Origin of the sequence: Streptococcus sp. 27098_8_75 (assembly GCF_041432475.1) — a bacterium.
Classification (GTDB): domain Bacteria; phylum Bacillota; class Bacilli; order Lactobacillales; family Streptococcaceae; genus Streptococcus; species Streptococcus gordonii.
Genome location: NZ_JAPVZR010000002.1, coordinates 1 through 16,635 on the forward strand (window position 1 = coordinate 1; position 16,635 = coordinate 16,635).

A 16,635-nucleotide genomic window follows, 5' to 3' on the forward strand; every position below is an offset into this window, starting at 1 on the left:
CATGGTCCGACAATGGCACAGCGAATAACCCAGCTCTCTTACCACTTGAAGGCTTGGCCAAAGGTCAATACTTCTATGAAGTGGATTTGAATGGCAATACGACAGGCAAAGAAGGTCAAGCCCTTCTCGACCAACTTCGTGCTAATGGCACTCACACTTACCAAGCTACTGTCAAAGTGTATGGTTCTAAAGATGGCAAACCAGATTTGACAAATCTTATCGCAACTCGTCAAGTAACGATTCAGCTTCGTGAAAAAGAAATGGCGACAATGCCATCTCAACCAGATCAGATGAATACGAAGCCTTCTGAAACAGATTCTATTGGTAAAGTTAAGGATATGGCGATAGAGGAGCAACATATGTCAGATATGAAGGTTAATCATCCAAGTTCTAGCTCAATGGCTGATACAGCGAAAAAGTTTGATAAATCTACGCTACCAAATACTGGTGAAGCTCAAACAGCCACAGCTACCATTGGCTTCTTTGGACTAGCCTTGGCAGGTCTTCTTGGACTTCTAGGTTTGAAAGAAAAACAAAAAGATTAAGATTCAAATCATTTAAAAATTACTAAAAATAGTGTTATACTAAAGCCAGTATAACACTGTTTTTATCAGGAGATAGTCAAATGGAAAAGACAATTTTACTTGTTGATGATGAGGTGGATATCCTAGATATCCAAAAACGTTATCTTTTGCAGGCTGGTTACCAAGTTTTAGTGGCTCATGATGGATTGGAAGGTTTAGAACTTTTCAAAAAAAAATCCGTTGACCTAATCATCACAGATATCATGATGCCAAATATGGATGGTTATGATTTTATCAGTGAGGTTCAGTATTTAGCTCCTGATCAACCTTTTCTTTTTACAACCGCTAAGACCAGCGAGCAGGACAGGATTTATGGATTGAGCTTGGGAGCAGATGATTTTATCGCGAAACCCTTTAGCCCTCGAGAGTTAGTTTTAAGAGTCAATAACATCTTGCGTCGTCTTCAGCGTGGGGACGAGACAGAACAAATTGAGCTCGGTGATTTAGTTATGAATCATGTGACTCATGAGGTTCGTATTGGAGATCAATTTCTAGAATTAACAGTGAAATCCTTTGAACTACTCTGGATATTAGCCAGTAATCCTGAGAGAGTGTTCTCAAAGACAGAACTTTATGAGAAGGTGTGGCAGGAAGACTATGTAGATGATACCAACACACTCAATGTTCATATCCATGCCCTCAGACAAGAATTGACCAAGCGTGCTAGAGGGAACACTCCTGCCATCAAAACAGTCTGGGGGCTAGGGTATAAGATGGAAAGACCACGAGGTGGAAAATGAAGTTAAAAAGTTACATCCTAGTGGGGTATCTGATTTCTACCCTATTAACAATCTTAGTTGTATTTTGGGCAGTGCAGCGGATGTTGATTGCGCAAAGTGAGATTTATTTCTTGGTTGGAATGACTTTGGTTGCTAGTTTTATTGGAGCAACAGTTAGTCTCTTCCTATTATCGCCAGTCTTTTCTTCCCTGCGACATCTAAAAAAACAAGCCCAGGATATAGCCGGTAAGGATTTTGGGACAGAGATTGAAGCCAAAGGACCTATTGAATTTCAGGAGTTAGGTCAAGCTTTTAACGATATGTCTCATAATTTACAAGAAACCTTTGCATCCCTTGATGAGAGTGAGCAGGAGAAGAGTATGATGATTGCCCAGCTTTCTCATGATATTAAAACACCCATTACTTCTATACAAGCGACTGTAGAGGGAATTCTAGATGGAGTGATCAAGGAAGAGGAGCAGGTTCATTATTTAACGACTATTGGTCGTCAGACAGAACGTTTGAATAAACTAGTAGAGGAGTTGGATGTTCTGACTCTTAATGCTCAGCCTCGAACAGATTCAGATAACGAAGCTGAAATCATCTTTTTAGACCAGTTATTGATCGAGGCCATGAGTGAATTTCAACTATTGATAGAACAAGAAGAGCGAGACATTTACATTCAAGTATCTCCTGAATCTGCGAAAATGAAGAGCCAATATGACAAACTTTCCCGTATCTTAGTCAACTTGCTGAACAATGCCTTTAAATACTCGGATCCCGGGACCAAAGTAGAAGTTGTAGCGCAATTAACAGAGCAGGATTTGACAATCAGTGTGAAGGATGAAGGACAGGGCATAGCTCCTGAGGATCTGGATAAGATTTTTAAACGCCTTTACCGTGTGGAAACCTCTCGGAATATGAAGACGGGTGGCCATGGCTTAGGACTTGCCATTGCTCAGGAACTGGCTCATCAGTTAGGTGGAGAAATTACGGTTGAAAGTCAATATGGACTAGGAAGCACATTTACCGTTCGTTTAAACTTGAAATAAATCCATAGTAAATTGTATGAGCTTTTAAATCTTGGTGTGGGAAAGATAAAATCAAATTCAAGTTTTTTCAAATCTATCTCCCTATTTTTAGGGAGATTTTTATTTTATACTAAAGTCAGAAATTGATAGAGAGGTTTTTGAAATGGCAACAAGTTTTTTGTTCTTTATTTCAGTTTTTCTGGCGGGAATTCTTTCCTTTTTCTCCCCTTGTATCTTACCACTCATGCCAGTTTACGTAGGTATTCTGCTGGATTCGGATCAGCCGAAAACGATTCGGATTTTTGGGAGGGAAGTTTCCTGGTATGGTATGGTTAAAACGCTTTGTTTTATAGGCGGTTTGTCTACTGTGTTTTTGGTTTTAGGATATGGGGCTGGTGCTTTGGGGCAAGTCCTCTATGCCCCTTGGTTTCGCTACGTTCTGGGCGGGATTGTTATTCTGCTGGGGATCCACCAGATGGGACTTATCAATATCCAACAACTGCAAAAGCAAAAGAGCATTCAACTTAAAAAGAATAGTAAAAGAAGTGACTTTCTTAATGCTTTTCTCTTGGGGATTACCTTTAGCTTTGGTTGGACACCTTGTGTAGGACCTGTCCTAAGTTCTGTTTTAGCTATCGCTGCTTCTGGAGGCAACGGCGCTCTTCAGGGAGGTTTGCTTATGTTGGTTTATACACTTGGATTAGCGCTTCCTTTTCTAGCAATGGCTATGGCTTCTGGATGGGTATTACAACGCTTTTCTAAACTTAAACCACATATGGGAACGCTCAAGAAAATTGGTGGTGCTCTCATTATACTTATGGGAATTTTGTTGATGCTTGGTAATCTAAACGCTTTAGCATCATTATTTGGATAAATATTATATAATTAAAGGAGAAATATCATGAAAAAAATTGCTTCACTTACAATTGCTGGACTTACTATCTTTACTTTAGCAGCCTGCTCTAATCAAAAATCAGATTCTGACATGAAGAAGATGGATGACAGCAGTATGATGAAAAAAGATGAGATGAAAAAAGATGACATGAAAAAAGACGAAATGAAAGACTCTAGCATGTCAGATGATAAGATGAAAAAGGATGATATGAAGGACTCTTCTATGATGTCTGATAGTAAGTCTGACATGAAAGATGATATGAAGAAAGACGAAATGAAGTCAAGTGATTCAGATATGAAGGATTCGTCAGAAATGTCTTCTGACAAATAAGATCATTAGAAAGAGAAGAAGCCGTCATACCTGTCGGCTTTCTCCTTATTTTGAGAGGATGGAAAGCTATGAAAAAAATTACTGTATTAACTCTGGGTTTGCTTTGTGCAGGCTTATTGGGTGCTTGTTCAAATCAGAAGATGGAATCAGAAGCCTCCACTAACGATAAAAGCAGTATGACAACAAAGAAGGATTCTGACCAATCTTCTAAGATGGCTAAAGACTTTAGTCTGCAAGGAGTGGATGGAAAGACCTACAAACTGTCTGATTTTAAAGGAAAGAAAGTCTATTTGAAATTTTGGGCTTCCTGGTGCTCTATCTGCTTATCTACTCTTGGCGATACCAATGATCTGGCCAAGGAGCAGGAAGGGAAAGACTATGTTGTTCTATCGGTTGTGTCTCCAACGTTTAATGGTGAAAAATCAGCCGAAGATTTTAAAAAATGGTACAAGTCTTTGGATTACAAAGACTTCCCTGTTCTCATGGACACCAAGGGAGAATTGCTGAAAGAATACGGTATTCGCTCTTATCCATCTGCACTTTTCGTAGGCAGTGACGGTTCACTTGCCAAGACACATATTGGCTACATGAGCAAGGAAGATATTGAGAAAACACTGAAAGAAATTAAGTAAAGACGAGGTGTAACAAAATGGAATCAAAATGGAAGATGATTATGTTTATACTCGCTTTTCTGCTCTGTTTTGGACTCTTTTTCTTGATTAGAGGATCTATGTCAATTGACTCTTCACATGCCAATGCGGAGCAAATCAAAAAAGCCTCAATGAGTAAGACTGAAGTAGTAAAGAAAAAGAAAGAAGATGTTAAAGAAGCTGATAAGCGGGTAATCTATCTGGCAGGTGGCTGTTTCTGGGGTGTAGAAGAATATTTCTCTAGAGTACCAGGTGTCATTGATGCTGAGTCCGGCTATGCAAATGGTAAGGGTGACACGACCAAATATGAATTGGTTTCTCAAACTGGTCATGCAGAGACGGTAAAAATCACCTATAACGTTAAAAAGATATCTCTCAAAGAAATCTTACTTCATTATTTCCGTATTATTGACCCAACTTCTAAAAATAAACAAGGTAATGATCAAGGTACACAATATCGAACAGGTGTTTATTATAAGGATGAAGCAGATTTGAATACTATCAATCAAGTTTTTGATGAAGTGGCTAAGAAGTACGATAAACCTCTAGCTGTTGAGAAAGAACCATTAAAAAACTATGTTAAGGCTGAAAACTATCATCAGGATTACCTAAAAAAGAATCCTAATGGATATTGCCATATTGATGTTAATCAAGCCGCCTACCCTGTTATTGATGCTAATCGTTATACTAAGCCCAGTGATGAAGAGATTAAGTCCAAGCTCTCTCCTGAAGAATACGCAGTCACACAAAAGAATGACACAGAGCGGGCCTTTTCTAACCGCTATTGGGATAAGTTCGATGCTGGTATCTATGTGGATGTGGTGACAGGCGAGCCTCTCTTTTCATCAAAGGATAAATTTGATTCAGGTTGTGGTTGGCCAAGTTTCACCCGTCCTATCAGTCCTGATGTTGCAACTTACAAAGAAGACAAGAGCTTCAATATGACACGAACGGAAGTTCGCAGTCGTGTTGGAAATTCACATCTGGGTCATGTTTTTACAGACGGACCTAAGGACAAGGGGGGCTTACGCTATTGTATTAATAGTTTGTCAATCAAGTTCATTCCAAAAGCTGAGATGGAGGAGAAGGGCTACGGTTATCTTTTGGATTATGTTTAAGAGCATTTTGATTGGAAATTTGCTATAATAAATCCAGTATAAATAAGGAGTTGAATCTTGTGTATTCAATTATGATTGTAGAGGATGAGTATCTGGTAAGACAGGGAATTGCGTCCTTAGTAAACTATGAACAGTTTGGCATGCAAGTCATTGCCCAGGCTGAAAATGGAAGAGAAGCTTGGCAAAAATTTCAGAAAAATCCTGTTGACATTCTGCTGACCGATATCAATATGCCACTGATGAATGGCCTTGAACTAGCCAAGCTAGCCAGAGAAAAGGCTCCTAAGTGTCATATTGTTTTCCTGACAGGTTATGATGACTTTGATTATGCTAGGACAGCCATTAAACTAGGTGCAGATGACTATCTTCTTAAGCCTTTTTCCAAGACAGATGTTGAGGAAATGTTGGACAAGGTTCAGGCCAAGCTTGATAAGGAACGAAAAAAAGCCCAGATTCAAAATTTGGTCGATCAAGGACAGCACTCTGAGATGGAAGAAGCCATTCATGCACAACTGGCTGATCCAGAATTAAGTCTGAAAAGTTTGGCTTTTCAACTAGGATTTAGTCCATCTTACCTAAGTGTTCTCATAAAAAAAGAACTAGGCTTACCCTTTCAAGATTATTTGATTCAAGAACGGATGAAAAAAGCAAAACTCTTACTCCTGACTACTGATTTGAAGATTTATGAAATAGCAGAGCAGGTGGGTTTTGAAGATATGAACTATTTTTCTCAGCGCTTCAAGCAAGTGGTAGGGCTGACGCCTAGACAGTTTAAAAAAGGAGAGGAGAAATGAAACGCTATCCGCTTCTTATCCAGTTGATCGTTTATATCTTTCTTCTGGTTCTTGTACTCTTGGGACTTGTTGGGAGCCTTTATTATCAGACTAGCTCAGGGACCATTCGGCAGCTGACAGAGAGAACGACGCGCAATAGTATGGAGCAAAGCGGGCAGTTCATTGCTTCCTATTTGCAGAAATTAAAACAAACCACCTCCACACTGAGCAAGGAAGAAGCGATTCGTAAGTTTGCTCAGAATCAAGAAAGCAGTGAAACTCCTGTTCAAACTTTGATGAAAACTATCATTGAAACAGATCCAGATTTAGTGTCGGCAGTATTAGTTACCAAGGACGGGCGCGTGGTCTCGACAGATTCTCAAATCAGCATGCAGACATCTTCTGATATGATGAATGAAAAATGGTATCAGGAAGCTGTCCATACCAGAGCCATGCCTGTTTTGACTCCTGCTCGCAAAGAGTCTCTGTCATCAGAGAAGGAGAAGTGGGTTGTTTCTGTCACTCAGGAGGTAGTGGATGAAGCAGGGCAGAATCTCGGTGTTTTACGTCTGGATATCGGCTATAAGAGTCTCAAAGCCTATCTGGATCAGCTTCAGCTAGGAAAGAAGGGCTTTAGCTTTATTGTTAATAGCCAGCATGAATTTGTCTATCATCCTAAGAAGAGTGTTTATTCCTCCAGTCAGGAAATGAAAGCGATGCAGCCCTATATCTCAGTCAAGGATGGTTATGCAGACCAGAAGCAGGCCTTTGTTTACCAGATTGATATTCCAGATAGTGATTGGACTTTAATTGGCGTTGCCTCATTAGAGCAATTACAGATGCTTCAGTCACAAATGCTTTATTCTTTTGTGGGAATGGGCGTTTTAGCACTCCTGTTGTGCTTGATTGGTATTTGGTTTGTTCTGCGTTTGTGGATTAAGCCTCTCCAGAATCTACAAACAGTCATTCTGAAGATTGGGGCAGGTGACTCAAATTTGCGAGCGGAGGCTAAGGGTTCTCCAGAGTTGGTTGACTTGGCTCAGCAGTTCAATAAAATGCTGGATCAAATCGAACAACTAATGGAAGCTGTCAAGACTGAAGAACAAAATGTTCGTCGCTATGAGCTCCGAGCTCTCTCAGCTCAAATTAATCCTCATTTCCTTTATAATACTTTAGATACGATTGTCTGGATGGCTGAGTTTAATGATAGCAAGCGTGTTGTTGAGGTAACAAAATCACTCGCTCAGTATTTCCGCTTGGCACTCAATCAAGGACACGAACAGATTGCTCTCAAAGATGAGATTGATCACGTTCGTCAGTATCTCTTTATCCAAAAGCAGCGCTATGGTGACAAGCTCCAATATGAGATTGAAGAGGATGAATCTATAGCTGATTATAAACTGCCCAAGCTAGTACTTCAGCCTTTGGTTGAAAATGCCATCTACCATGGCATCAAAGAAATTGACCGACAAGGCGTGATTCGGGTGACGTCAGCAGAAGAAGAGGGGCAGCTGATACTGTCTATCTATGATAACGGCCGTGGCTTTGATCCCCAAAATTCAGAGGAAAAGACTCTTCTTCGCATAGGTGGGGTTGGTCTCAAAAATGTTGATCAACGCTTAAGATTGCAGTTTGGAGAAGACTACCATATGGAGATTCAGTCGGAGCAAGATATCTTTACTCTGATCAAAATATATCTGCCACTATCCAATGATAAATAGTCGTTTATTGAATAAAATGACATATAGTCGGAAAGAATTTTTCCGGCTTTTTCTGTTTAAAAACTTTCTAAATAAAATTCATCATTTTGCTAGAACGAAAATGATAAAAAAATACCGTAGCAAATTTGTGAAAAATAATCCGCTTTCATTTATAATGGTTTATAGAACAGTTGAACTTTGTAATAAAGCTCTAAATTGTTTATAAAAAACTAGTAGAGTTATTGAGAAAATTCATTTCTCATCTCTGTTAAGTAACATAATAAAAAAGAAGGATGGATGATGGAAAGCTTACTTTTCTCAGTTTCAGTTTTTTTAGCGGGAGTGCTGTCATTTTTCTCTCCCTGTATTTTTCCCTTACTTCCGGTGTATATCGGAATCTTATTAGATTCAGAAGATAAGCCCAGAACGGTTCGATTTTTAGGCAGAGAAATCGCCTGGTATGGACTTGTTAAGACTCTTTGTTTTATAGCGGGAATATCATGTGTTTTCTTCATTTTAGGATTTGGGGCGGGTTTTTTAGGAGCAATTATTAATTCATCTTGGTTCCGCTATGTTATGGGGATCATCATTATTCTACTTGGTGTCCACCAAATGGAATTAATCAATATTAAACCCTTGCAAATGCAAAAAAATGTCGCCTTTAAGAAAGATAGTAAACGTAACGAGTTTCTTTCAGCATTTGTATTGGGAATTACTTTTAGTTTTGGTTGGACTCCGTGTATTGGTCCTATTCTAAGTTCAGTCTTAGCGCTGGCTGCTTCAGGAGGGAATGGTGCTTTTCAGGGAGCTATTCTGACCTTGATTTATACCTTGGGTATGGCCTTACCTTTCCTTATTCTAGCTCTGGCTTCAAGTTTTGTTATGCAGTATTTTAATAAAATTAAACCTTATATGGGGCTTCTGAAAAAAATCGGTGGTGCTATTATTATTCTGATGGGGATCTTGCTCATGCTTGGGCAGTTGAACGCCTTGTCGGGGTTATTTGGATAAGTGTTAGTGCCGTAAACAATTGAAAAAAATTTTTGATGTTTTGGGATTTGATATTTTCTAATAAAAGGAGAAAGTGATGAAAAAATATTTAACTTTTGGTGTTGGTTTGTTAGCTGCAGTGTTTTTAACTGCTTGCTCTGACGAGATGGGAATGGAAACAAAAAGCAGTAGCAATCAAGCTACACAGAATGCTGTAGGTCAGATAGCTGTCGGTCAGGAAGCTCCTGACTTTACTTTGAAGTCTATGGACGGAAAAACTGTTAAGTTATCTGATTATAAAGGAAAAAAAGTTTACTTGAAATTCTGGGCTTCTTGGTGTGGACCATGTAAGAAAAGTATGCCAGAACTAATAGAATTGGCTGGAAAGAAAGACCGCGATTTCGAAATTTTAAGTGTCATCGCCCCAGGAATCCAGGGTGAAAAGTCTGAAACAGACTTCCCTAAATGGTTTGAAGAGCAGGGCTATAAAGATGTTCCAGTTTTATATGATAGTCAAGCAACTACCTTCCAGGCCTATCAGATTAGAAGTATTCCAACAGAAATCTTGATTGATAGTCAAGGAAAAATTGGTAAAATCCAATTTGGAGCTATTAGTAATGAAAATGCTGAAGCTGCCTTTAAAGAAATGAAGTAACTAGAATATAAAAAAGAATGGATAAAATTTCCATTCTTTTTTTACTTAAGCACTTGCGCCAGAAGAGGCATCGGCACCCCCTCCACCATCTCCGTGACCGCCAGCATCAGAAGCACCAGAAGTAGCATCGGCATCTCCATGACCACCAGCAGGAGCAAATGGTCCGCTACCTCCAACCAAACGTTGACCAGTTTCTTTTAAGTACCAGTCGAGCCATGGTTGGAAATTAAAGACAATTTCATTGATACCAGCGTATGATCCATCAGGATAGTACATTGCTTGGTAGTTGTGGGTGTTGATAACACCTGCAGGAGAACCAGGAACAATAGTTCGGACGTATTCTTGGTTTCCGTTGCGAAGTGTTCCGATAACCCACTCCACATTCTTCATACGTGCTGGTGGAAGAGAACCATGAACGGTTGACATACGACTACCTGATTGAGGTGGCACGCGTTTGGCAAACATGGTGTCTGGATCTTGGTGAGCGTTGTTGTAGTAGAGGAATTGGTTGTTATCGTCAGCGTATGTCAATTCAAACGGCATAGCTTTCAAGAACATATCAATCTGGTTAACAGTCAAGATACCATGGTCAAGTTTGACATAAGTATCTCCAGAAACAGCGCCAGTGATTTCTGCAACTTTTTCTACCCATTCTGGATCATCCGGATCAACTTCTGTAATCGTTGTAGCGATTGGTTTTCCACAATCTAAGTCTTCAGGTTCAATTGGTTTTGGTTTTTTCAATTTTGAAACCACCTCTACATATTTGATAAAGTTATCTAAGCATGATTCAAGGAAATTCACAGTTCCTTCGTTAGTGATATTACCGTTGTTATCAAAGGCTTCTTTTGCTTTTCCTAGAAGAAATTCATTACCAGGTAAAGTATAAGCATTTACACCTGGAGCGTCTAAGATTTTACGCAGGTGAACTTGGGCACGTGAAGTCCCTTGGTCGTAGTAAGAAGCCCCTACGATCATAACAGGCTTGTTTTCGAACGGATGAACCTCGTAAGAGAGCCATTCTAAGACACTTTTCAAAGGAGCGCTGATAGTATGATTGTGCTCAGGAGTTGCGATGATGACGCCGTCTGCACGTGTGATTTTGTTATACAAATAACGCAATTGGAAGCTTTCATCCCATTTTTCATCCTGGTTAAACATTGGGACTTCATCGATTTCTAAGACTTCCAATTCAAATTTAATTTTGAACTGGCGACGGATGAATTCCAATAATTTTCGGTTATATGATTGTTCGTAGTTTGATCCTACAATTCCAACAAATTTCATTCTTTCAGTCTCCTATCTTACAATTTTTCCCAGTCAAATTCTTCAGCATCTTTGCGAAGCAATTCTTGAGCGTTGCGCAATTTGTCAGTGATTTTGACAAAGATACGGAAGTCATCAAAGATAGCATCCAATTTTTTGACAACATCAAGATCCACCAAATCCCCGCTTGGGTCAAAAGCTTGAAGAGAATGTGAGAGCAAGAACTCATCTGGAAGTACATTTGCCTTGATTTCTGGAGCGTTCAAAATTTGACGGAGCTGTAACTGGGCACGAGAGGAACCAAGAGTACCATAAGAAGCACCAGTAATCATGACCGGCTTGTTCAGCAAGGGATAGATGCCATAAGAAAGCCAAGCTAGAGCATTCATGAGTACAGCTGGAATAGAGTGGTCGTACTCAGGTGTTCCAATGAGTACACCGTCTGCTGCATCGATTTTCTCGGCAATTTCTGATACTAACTCAGGCACGCTTCTATCAGCAGGTTTATTAAACATTGGGATATCTTTAATTTCTACCAGCTCGATTTCAGCCTTGTCAGCAAAGTGCTTAGACATATATTGAAGAAGTTGCCGGTTTGTGGAACGTTTAGAATTTGTTCCAACAATTGCGATAAGTTTTAACATAGTAGGTTCCTTTCTGGATTTAGGATATAATTTCTGGGGTAAGACCAGATGAATAAAAAATTTGATTATCTTCTGTAATAACGAAGGCTTCGATTCCATTTTCTTGCTCAACTTTTTCTAAGATAGAACTAGGGCTGTCACCAAATAAGCGTGTTGTCCATATTTCTCCATCAACTGATTTATCTGAAACAATGGTGAGACTGGCTAACTGATTATCAATTGGATAGCCAGTGTTTCGATCGAAAATATGATGATAGACTTTGCCGTTTGCTTTCAGTTTTCTTTCATAAATCCCGGAAGTAACAACAGACTGGTCTTGGATGGACAGCAAGGCTAAGTTGTTTCCGCGAGCTAGTTTTGGATTCTGAATTCCGATGCGCCATAAACGATTATTTTGTTGGTTCTGACCAATAGTCAGGATATTCCCTCCAAGATTAATGAGAGCAGAAGTGACACCTTTTTCTTTTAGGAAATGGGAGATTTTATCAGCGATATATCCTTTAGCGAGGGCACCAAGGTCAATCTTCATCCCAGACTGTTTCAAAAATACTGAACGGGATATTGGATCTAATTCAATATTTTCGGGATTGGTCAAGGAAAGAACCTTTTCAATCTCAGAATCACTCGGAACTCTGGCATCTTTAAAACCAATACGCCAAGTTTGGATAAGGGGTCCAATAGTGATATTTAGATGACTGCCTGGAATAAGACTGTGTTTTTTTCCTAGTTCTATTAGCTCGAACAAATCAGGATGAACACAGATCGGCTCTTTTCCAGCAGCGTGGTTGACCTGCATTAGTTCTGAGCTGTCATCATTAGCGCTGAAACGATTTTCGTATATTTTTAATAAGGAAAAACCCTCATCTAGAAGAAAGTCAGCATTCTCATGTAAAATAGAAATGCTAATTGTTGATCCCATTAAACGAATGGATCTAGAAGTGAGATCCACTTTTATCACAACCTTTCCTAAATAGTTCATAATCTACTTTATTAGTATATCAAAAAGACAACGTTTTCACAAATGAATTTTATATATTTTCAGAAAAAATAAGTAGCTTTCTTTGCAGATAACCCTACTGTTGATCTGATTTTTAATGAAGGTCTATGACTTGATGTTTTATATGATTTTTAGAAAATTGAAAATTAATGAGCATTTTTGTTGAAACCGCTAACAGATTGATGGTATAATACTCTGGTAAATTAAATTTTAAAGGTGGATTTATTCTATGAGTAAAATTGTTGTAGTAGGTGCTAACCACGCAGGTACAGCATGTATTAATACTATGCTTGATAATTATGGTTCAGAAAATGAAATTGTAGTTTTTGACCAAAATTCAAACATTTCTTTCCTTGGTTGTGGTATGGCTCTTTGGATTGGAAAGCAAATCGATGGAGCTGAGGGCCTATTTTACTCTGATAAAGAAAAGTTAGAAGCAAAAGGCGCAACAGTTCACATGAATGCTCCGGTTCTTTCAATTGATTATGATAAAAAAGAAGTTACAGCTTTAGTAGATGGTAAAGAACATATTGAATCTTATGAAAAGTTAATTTTTGCAACAGGTTCTACTCCAATCATTCCTCCAATCAAAGGTGCTGAAATTGTAGAAGGAAATCGTGAATTCAAAGCAACTCTTGAAAATCTTCAATTTGTAAAACTATACCAAAATGCAGAGGAAGTTATTGAAAAACTTCAAGACAAGAGTAAACATATTGAGCGTGTTGCTGTAGTTGGTGGTGGTTACATAGGTGTTGAACTTGCTGAAGCTTTTGAGCGTCTTGGAAAAGAAGTTATTTTGGTTGACATCGTAGATACTGTCTTGAATGGATACTATGATAAAGACTTTACTCAAATGATGGCTAAGAACTTGGAAGACCATAATATTCGCTTAGCGCTTGGTCAAACTGTACAGGCAGTTGAAGGCGATGGTAAGGTTGAACGCTTAGTAACTGATAAAGAAACATTTGATGTAGACATGGTTGTTCTTGCTGTTGGTTTCCGTCCAAATACAGAATTGGGAGCAGGAAAGATTGAATTGTTCCGAAACGGAGCTTTCCTTGTAGATAAGAAACAGGAAACTTCAATCCCAGGTGTATTTGCTATTGGTGACTGTGCAACGATTTACGACAATGCTCGTCAAGAAACAAGCTACATTGCTTTAGCATCAAATGCTGTTCGTTCTGGTATCGTGGGTGCACACAATGCTTGCGGACATGAATTGGAAGGAATCGGTGTTCAAGGTTCAAATGGTATTTCAATCTACGGCCTTCATATGGTGTCAACTGGTTTAACTCTTGAAAAAGCGAAAGCAGCAGGTTATAATGCAGTAGAAACTGGTTTCAACGACTTGCAAAAACCAGAATTCATCAAGCACGATAACCATGAAGTAGCATTGAAAATCGTTTATGACAAGGATACTCGTATTGTTTTAGGGGCACAAATGGTTTCTCGCGATATCTCAATTTCAATGGGTATCCACATGTTCTCATTAGCAATTCAAGAACAAGTAACAATAGATAAGCTTGCTCTTATGGACTTGTTCTTCTTGCCACACTTCAACAAGCCATATAATTACATCACTATGGCTGCACTTTCAGCTGAATAAAACGAAGAAAGCTCCTTTTTGAGGAGCTTTTTGCTTGTCAGATCCACTTTTAAAAATAGTTTAGCTCCATTTTAAAATATGGTACAATAGTTTTAAAAAGGGTAGGAGAAGATATGGAAGAAAAAGTAGTTCAATCTCTTCCTGAAAGAGAGTTCCAGTCGGCAAATAGTTCTATTATTTCTCAAGTTTTTCGTGGGATTTTAGTGGGCTTGTTTGTTGGAGGTATTGTAGGTCTTTTTCGCCTCATGATTGAGAAGAGTTTTCATTGGATTCAATCCTTGTATGAAAAAAGCCATGAAAATTTAATTTTTCTAGTAATAATTTTAATCCTTTACCTACTTATTATGTTTTTGGTTGCTTGGCTAATGAAGTCTGAAAAGAATATTAAAGGGTCGGGTATTCCTCAAGTTGAGGCTGAGCTGAAGGGGCTCATGTCCTTGGACTGGTGGAGTGTATTATGGAAAAAATTTCTTGCTGGCTTTTTAGCAATTTCAAGTGGTCTCATGTTAGGTAGGGAAGGACCTAGTATTCAACTAGGGGCTGTTGGAGGTAAAGGGCTAGCAAAATGGCTTAAGCTTAGTCCCGTTGAAGAAAGGGTTTTGATTGCTAGTGGAGCTGCAGCTGGTCTGGCTGCTGCCTTCAATGCTCCGATAGCGGGTTTATTGTTTGTGGTCGAAGAAGTTTATCGCCATTTTTCAAAACTATTTTGGATCTCAACTCTGGTAGCTAGTTTGGTAGCAAATTTTGTTTCTCTGGTGATCTTCGGACTTACGCCTGTTTTAGATATGCCTGATAATATTCCAGCTATGCAATTAGAACAGTATTGGATTTATTTACTTATGGGCCTTTTCTTGGGAATTTCAGGTTATGTTTACGAAAAAGTTGTCCTGTATATGCCAGACTTGTATAAAAAAATCGGTAAGATTTTACATTTATCACCGAACTACTACCCGGCAGTGGCCTTTGTCTTGATTATACCTCTTGGTTATTTTTTGCCTCAAATTTTAGGAGGAGGGAATCAATTGATTCTCTCCTTGCATTCACATAATTACTTACTTACAAGCCTTATTGCTTTCTTTCTTATTCGATTTATTTGGAGTATGATCTCTTATGGAAGTGGTTTGCCAGGCGGTATTTTTCTTCCGATTTTAGCACTGGGATCTCTATTAGGAGCGATTGTTGGAAATATCTGTGTGCAGTTTGGGCTTGTTAGTTGGAATCAATTTCCAATTTTTATCATTTTAGGCATGAGTGGTTATTTTGGTGCAATATCAAAAGCTCCCTTGACAGCCATGATCTTAGTGACTGAGATGGTGGGCGATATCAGAAATCTAATGCCTATAGCAATCGTTACCTTAACAGCCTATATCATAATGGATCTCCTAGGTGGAGCACCAGTCTATGAAGCCATGTTAGAAAGAATGCTTCCAGATAACATAGGAGATGATGGAGAGACTACTTTAATAGAAATTCCTGTTTCCGAAAAAATTTCGAACAGGCAGGTGAGGGATTTAAATCTTCCGCCAGATATTCTGATTGTTATGAATATTCATAAAGGTAAGAAGAATACTGTTAACGGCAGTACTAAACTCTACCTGGGTGATACGATTTATTTGGTCGTTAAACAACATGAAATCGGAAAAATAAAAGACTTATTATTGTGAGTATGAATCCCTTGTTCTTTGAAATTAACAAGGGATTTTCATTTGGATTAAATTATCTGACAATTTATTGAAAAATGAGAAAAAATTTGATATAATTTTTTGAACATTATTTATAATTTAAAGGAGATAGGCCATGAAAAAAATGGGACTTGTCCTATTTTCAGCAGCTGTTCTCATGACAGCTTGTTCTGCAAATACAAACACAAGCAAAACTTCTTCAAGTAGTAGTGAAGCAAAAGTGACCTTATCGTCTAATGATAAGAAGGCTTTAGATAAGGCTACGTCGGAATATAAGACTTTTGTGGAAGGACAAATTGATCAGTTGCTGACTGATACTGAAAAATTCGCCTCTCTTCTTAAGGAAGGAAAGCTTGACGAAGCAAAGAAAATCTATCCACTTATTCGAATGAGCTATGAGCGATCAGAACCGATTGCTGAAAGTTTTGGTGAGTCTGATGTAAAAATTGATTTTCGTTTAGCAGATTATATGGACGAGAACAAGACTGAAGAAGGATGGTCAGGATTCCACCGTATTGAAAAAATCTTGTGGGAACAAAATACCACTTCTGGAACAGAAACTTATGCTAATCAATTGGTTAATGATATTAAAGAATTGAAGGCGAAAGTTGCAACAGTAGAGGTTACTCCTGATATGATGCTGACTGGTGCTGTTGACTTATTAAATGAAGTCGCAACAAGCAAGATTACTGGTGAAGAAGAAATCTACTCTCATACAGACTTGTACGATTTCCGTGCAAATATTGAGGGTGCTGAGAAAATTTTCCAACTTTTTAAACCACTTATCAAGAATAAAGACGAAAAGCTTGTAGCTTCTTTAGAAAAAGAATTTAAAAATGTTAATAGCCTCTTGGATAAACATATGACAGATAGTCAGCACTATAAGCTATATACCGACTTAACTAAAGAGGACACTAAAGAATTAGCTGAAGCAGTTACAAAACTTGGTGAACCTCTGTCCCAAATGGGAGTTATTTTAAACGGGAAGTAATGAT

At 38.6% G+C, this 16,635-nt stretch carries 17 protein-coding genes; 14 read left to right on the forward strand and 3 right to left on the reverse strand.

Annotated elements, in window-relative coordinates; genetic code table 11:
* From O3640_RS03195 to sdbB, 11 genes are all read left to right on the forward strand, one after another.
* The coding region (locus O3640_RS03195) for an SSURE domain-containing protein (RefSeq protein WP_371586667.1) at nucleotides 1-545 on the forward strand (545 nt) is incomplete at its 5' end.
* 80 nt (nucleotides 546-625) lie between these two features.
* Complete coding sequence (locus tag O3640_RS03200) at nucleotides 626-1,324, forward strand: response regulator transcription factor (RefSeq protein ID WP_048780035.1); 699 nt, start codon at nucleotides 626-628, stop codon at nucleotides 1,322-1,324.
* Nucleotides 1,321-2,355, forward strand: coding sequence for a cell wall metabolism sensor histidine kinase WalK (locus O3640_RS03205; protein ID WP_223350125.1), 1,035 nt, complete (start codon nucleotides 1,321-1,323; stop codon nucleotides 2,353-2,355). Before O3640_RS03200 ends, O3640_RS03205 begins: the two co-directional genes overlap by 4 nt.
* A gap of 142 nt (nucleotides 2,356-2,497) precedes the next feature.
* Nucleotides 2,498-3,208 carry a thiol-disulfide oxidoreductase-associated membrane protein CcdA2 gene (ccdA2, locus tag O3640_RS03210; RefSeq protein WP_012000582.1) on the forward strand — a complete coding sequence of 237 codons (711 nt, stop codon included), beginning with the start codon at nucleotides 2,498-2,500 and terminating at the stop codon, nucleotides 3,206-3,208.
* A 27-nt stretch (nucleotides 3,209-3,235) separates the two neighbouring features.
* Nucleotides 3,236-3,559 carry a hypothetical protein gene (locus O3640_RS03215; protein ID WP_045635336.1) on the forward strand — a complete coding sequence of 108 codons (324 nt, stop codon included), beginning with the start codon at nucleotides 3,236-3,238 and terminating at the stop codon, nucleotides 3,557-3,559.
* Nucleotides 3,560-3,627: 68 nt separating this feature from the next.
* Nucleotides 3,628-4,191, forward strand: coding sequence for a TlpA disulfide reductase family protein (locus O3640_RS03220; protein WP_012000580.1), 564 nt, complete (start codon nucleotides 3,628-3,630; stop codon nucleotides 4,189-4,191).
* Nucleotides 4,192-4,208: 17 nt separating this feature from the next.
* Complete coding sequence (gene msrB / locus O3640_RS03225) at nucleotides 4,209-5,327, forward strand: peptide-methionine (R)-S-oxide reductase MsrB (RefSeq protein WP_012000579.1); 1,119 nt, start codon at nucleotides 4,209-4,211, stop codon at nucleotides 5,325-5,327.
* 59 nt (nucleotides 5,328-5,386) lie between these two features.
* Nucleotides 5,387-6,121: a response regulator gene (locus O3640_RS03230; RefSeq protein WP_125397059.1), complete on the forward strand. Its 735-nt coding sequence runs from the start codon at nucleotides 5,387-5,389 to the stop codon at nucleotides 6,119-6,121.
* The gene (locus tag O3640_RS03235; protein ID WP_070493494.1) at nucleotides 6,118-7,821 is read left to right on the forward strand and encodes a sensor histidine kinase; all 1,704 of its coding nucleotides are present in this window, start codon (nucleotides 6,118-6,120) and stop codon (nucleotides 7,819-7,821) included. Before O3640_RS03230 ends, O3640_RS03235 begins: the two co-directional genes overlap by 4 nt.
* A gap of 279 nt (nucleotides 7,822-8,100) precedes the next feature.
* Complete coding sequence (ccdA2, locus tag O3640_RS03240; RefSeq protein WP_012000576.1) at nucleotides 8,101-8,811, forward strand: thiol-disulfide oxidoreductase-associated membrane protein CcdA2; 711 nt, start codon at nucleotides 8,101-8,103, stop codon at nucleotides 8,809-8,811.
* Nucleotides 8,812-8,887: 76 nt separating this feature from the next.
* Nucleotides 8,888-9,445, forward strand: coding sequence for a thiol-disulfide oxidoreductase-associated lipoprotein SdbB (gene sdbB / locus O3640_RS03245; protein WP_227955172.1), 558 nt, complete (start codon nucleotides 8,888-8,890; stop codon nucleotides 9,443-9,445).
* A 45-nt stretch (nucleotides 9,446-9,490) separates the two neighbouring features.
* Here the strand turns inward: sdbB and O3640_RS03250 are convergent, their stop codons facing one another.
* From O3640_RS03250 to O3640_RS03260, 3 genes are read right to left on the reverse strand one after another with little or no spacing between them, the layout of a single operon-like run.
* Nucleotides 9,491-10,732, reverse strand: a complete 1,242-nt coding sequence (locus O3640_RS03250; RefSeq protein WP_045774054.1) for an NAD(P)H-dependent oxidoreductase — start codon at nucleotides 10,730-10,732, stop codon at nucleotides 9,491-9,493.
* Between the two features lie 17 nt (nucleotides 10,733-10,749).
* On the reverse strand, nucleotides 10,750-11,355 hold the full coding sequence (locus O3640_RS03255; RefSeq protein WP_008808641.1) for an NADPH-dependent FMN reductase: 606 nt from the start codon (nucleotides 11,353-11,355) through the stop codon (nucleotides 10,750-10,752).
* Between the two features lie 19 nt (nucleotides 11,356-11,374).
* Nucleotides 11,375-12,304: an FAD:protein FMN transferase gene (locus tag O3640_RS03260; RefSeq protein WP_227955184.1), complete on the reverse strand. Its 930-nt coding sequence runs from the start codon at nucleotides 12,302-12,304 to the stop codon at nucleotides 11,375-11,377.
* 277 nt (nucleotides 12,305-12,581) lie between these two features.
* Here O3640_RS03260 and nox point away from each other — a divergent pair, with 277 nt between their 5' ends.
* The 3 genes from nox (at nucleotide 12,582) to efeO (ending at nucleotide 16,631) form a co-directional block, all read left to right on the forward strand.
* On the forward strand, nucleotides 12,582-13,958 hold the full coding sequence (nox, locus tag O3640_RS03265) for a H2O-forming NADH oxidase (RefSeq protein WP_045774051.1): 1,377 nt from the start codon (nucleotides 12,582-12,584) through the stop codon (nucleotides 13,956-13,958).
* A 113-nt stretch (nucleotides 13,959-14,071) separates the two neighbouring features.
* On the forward strand, nucleotides 14,072-15,622 hold the full coding sequence (locus O3640_RS03270) for a ClC family H(+)/Cl(-) exchange transporter (protein WP_045774050.1): 1,551 nt from the start codon (nucleotides 14,072-14,074) through the stop codon (nucleotides 15,620-15,622).
* 133 nt (nucleotides 15,623-15,755) lie between these two features.
* On the forward strand, nucleotides 15,756-16,631 hold the full coding sequence (gene efeO / locus O3640_RS03275; RefSeq protein WP_012000569.1) for an iron uptake system protein EfeO: 876 nt from the start codon (nucleotides 15,756-15,758) through the stop codon (nucleotides 16,629-16,631).
* Nucleotides 16,632-16,635: the final 4 nt, after the last annotated feature.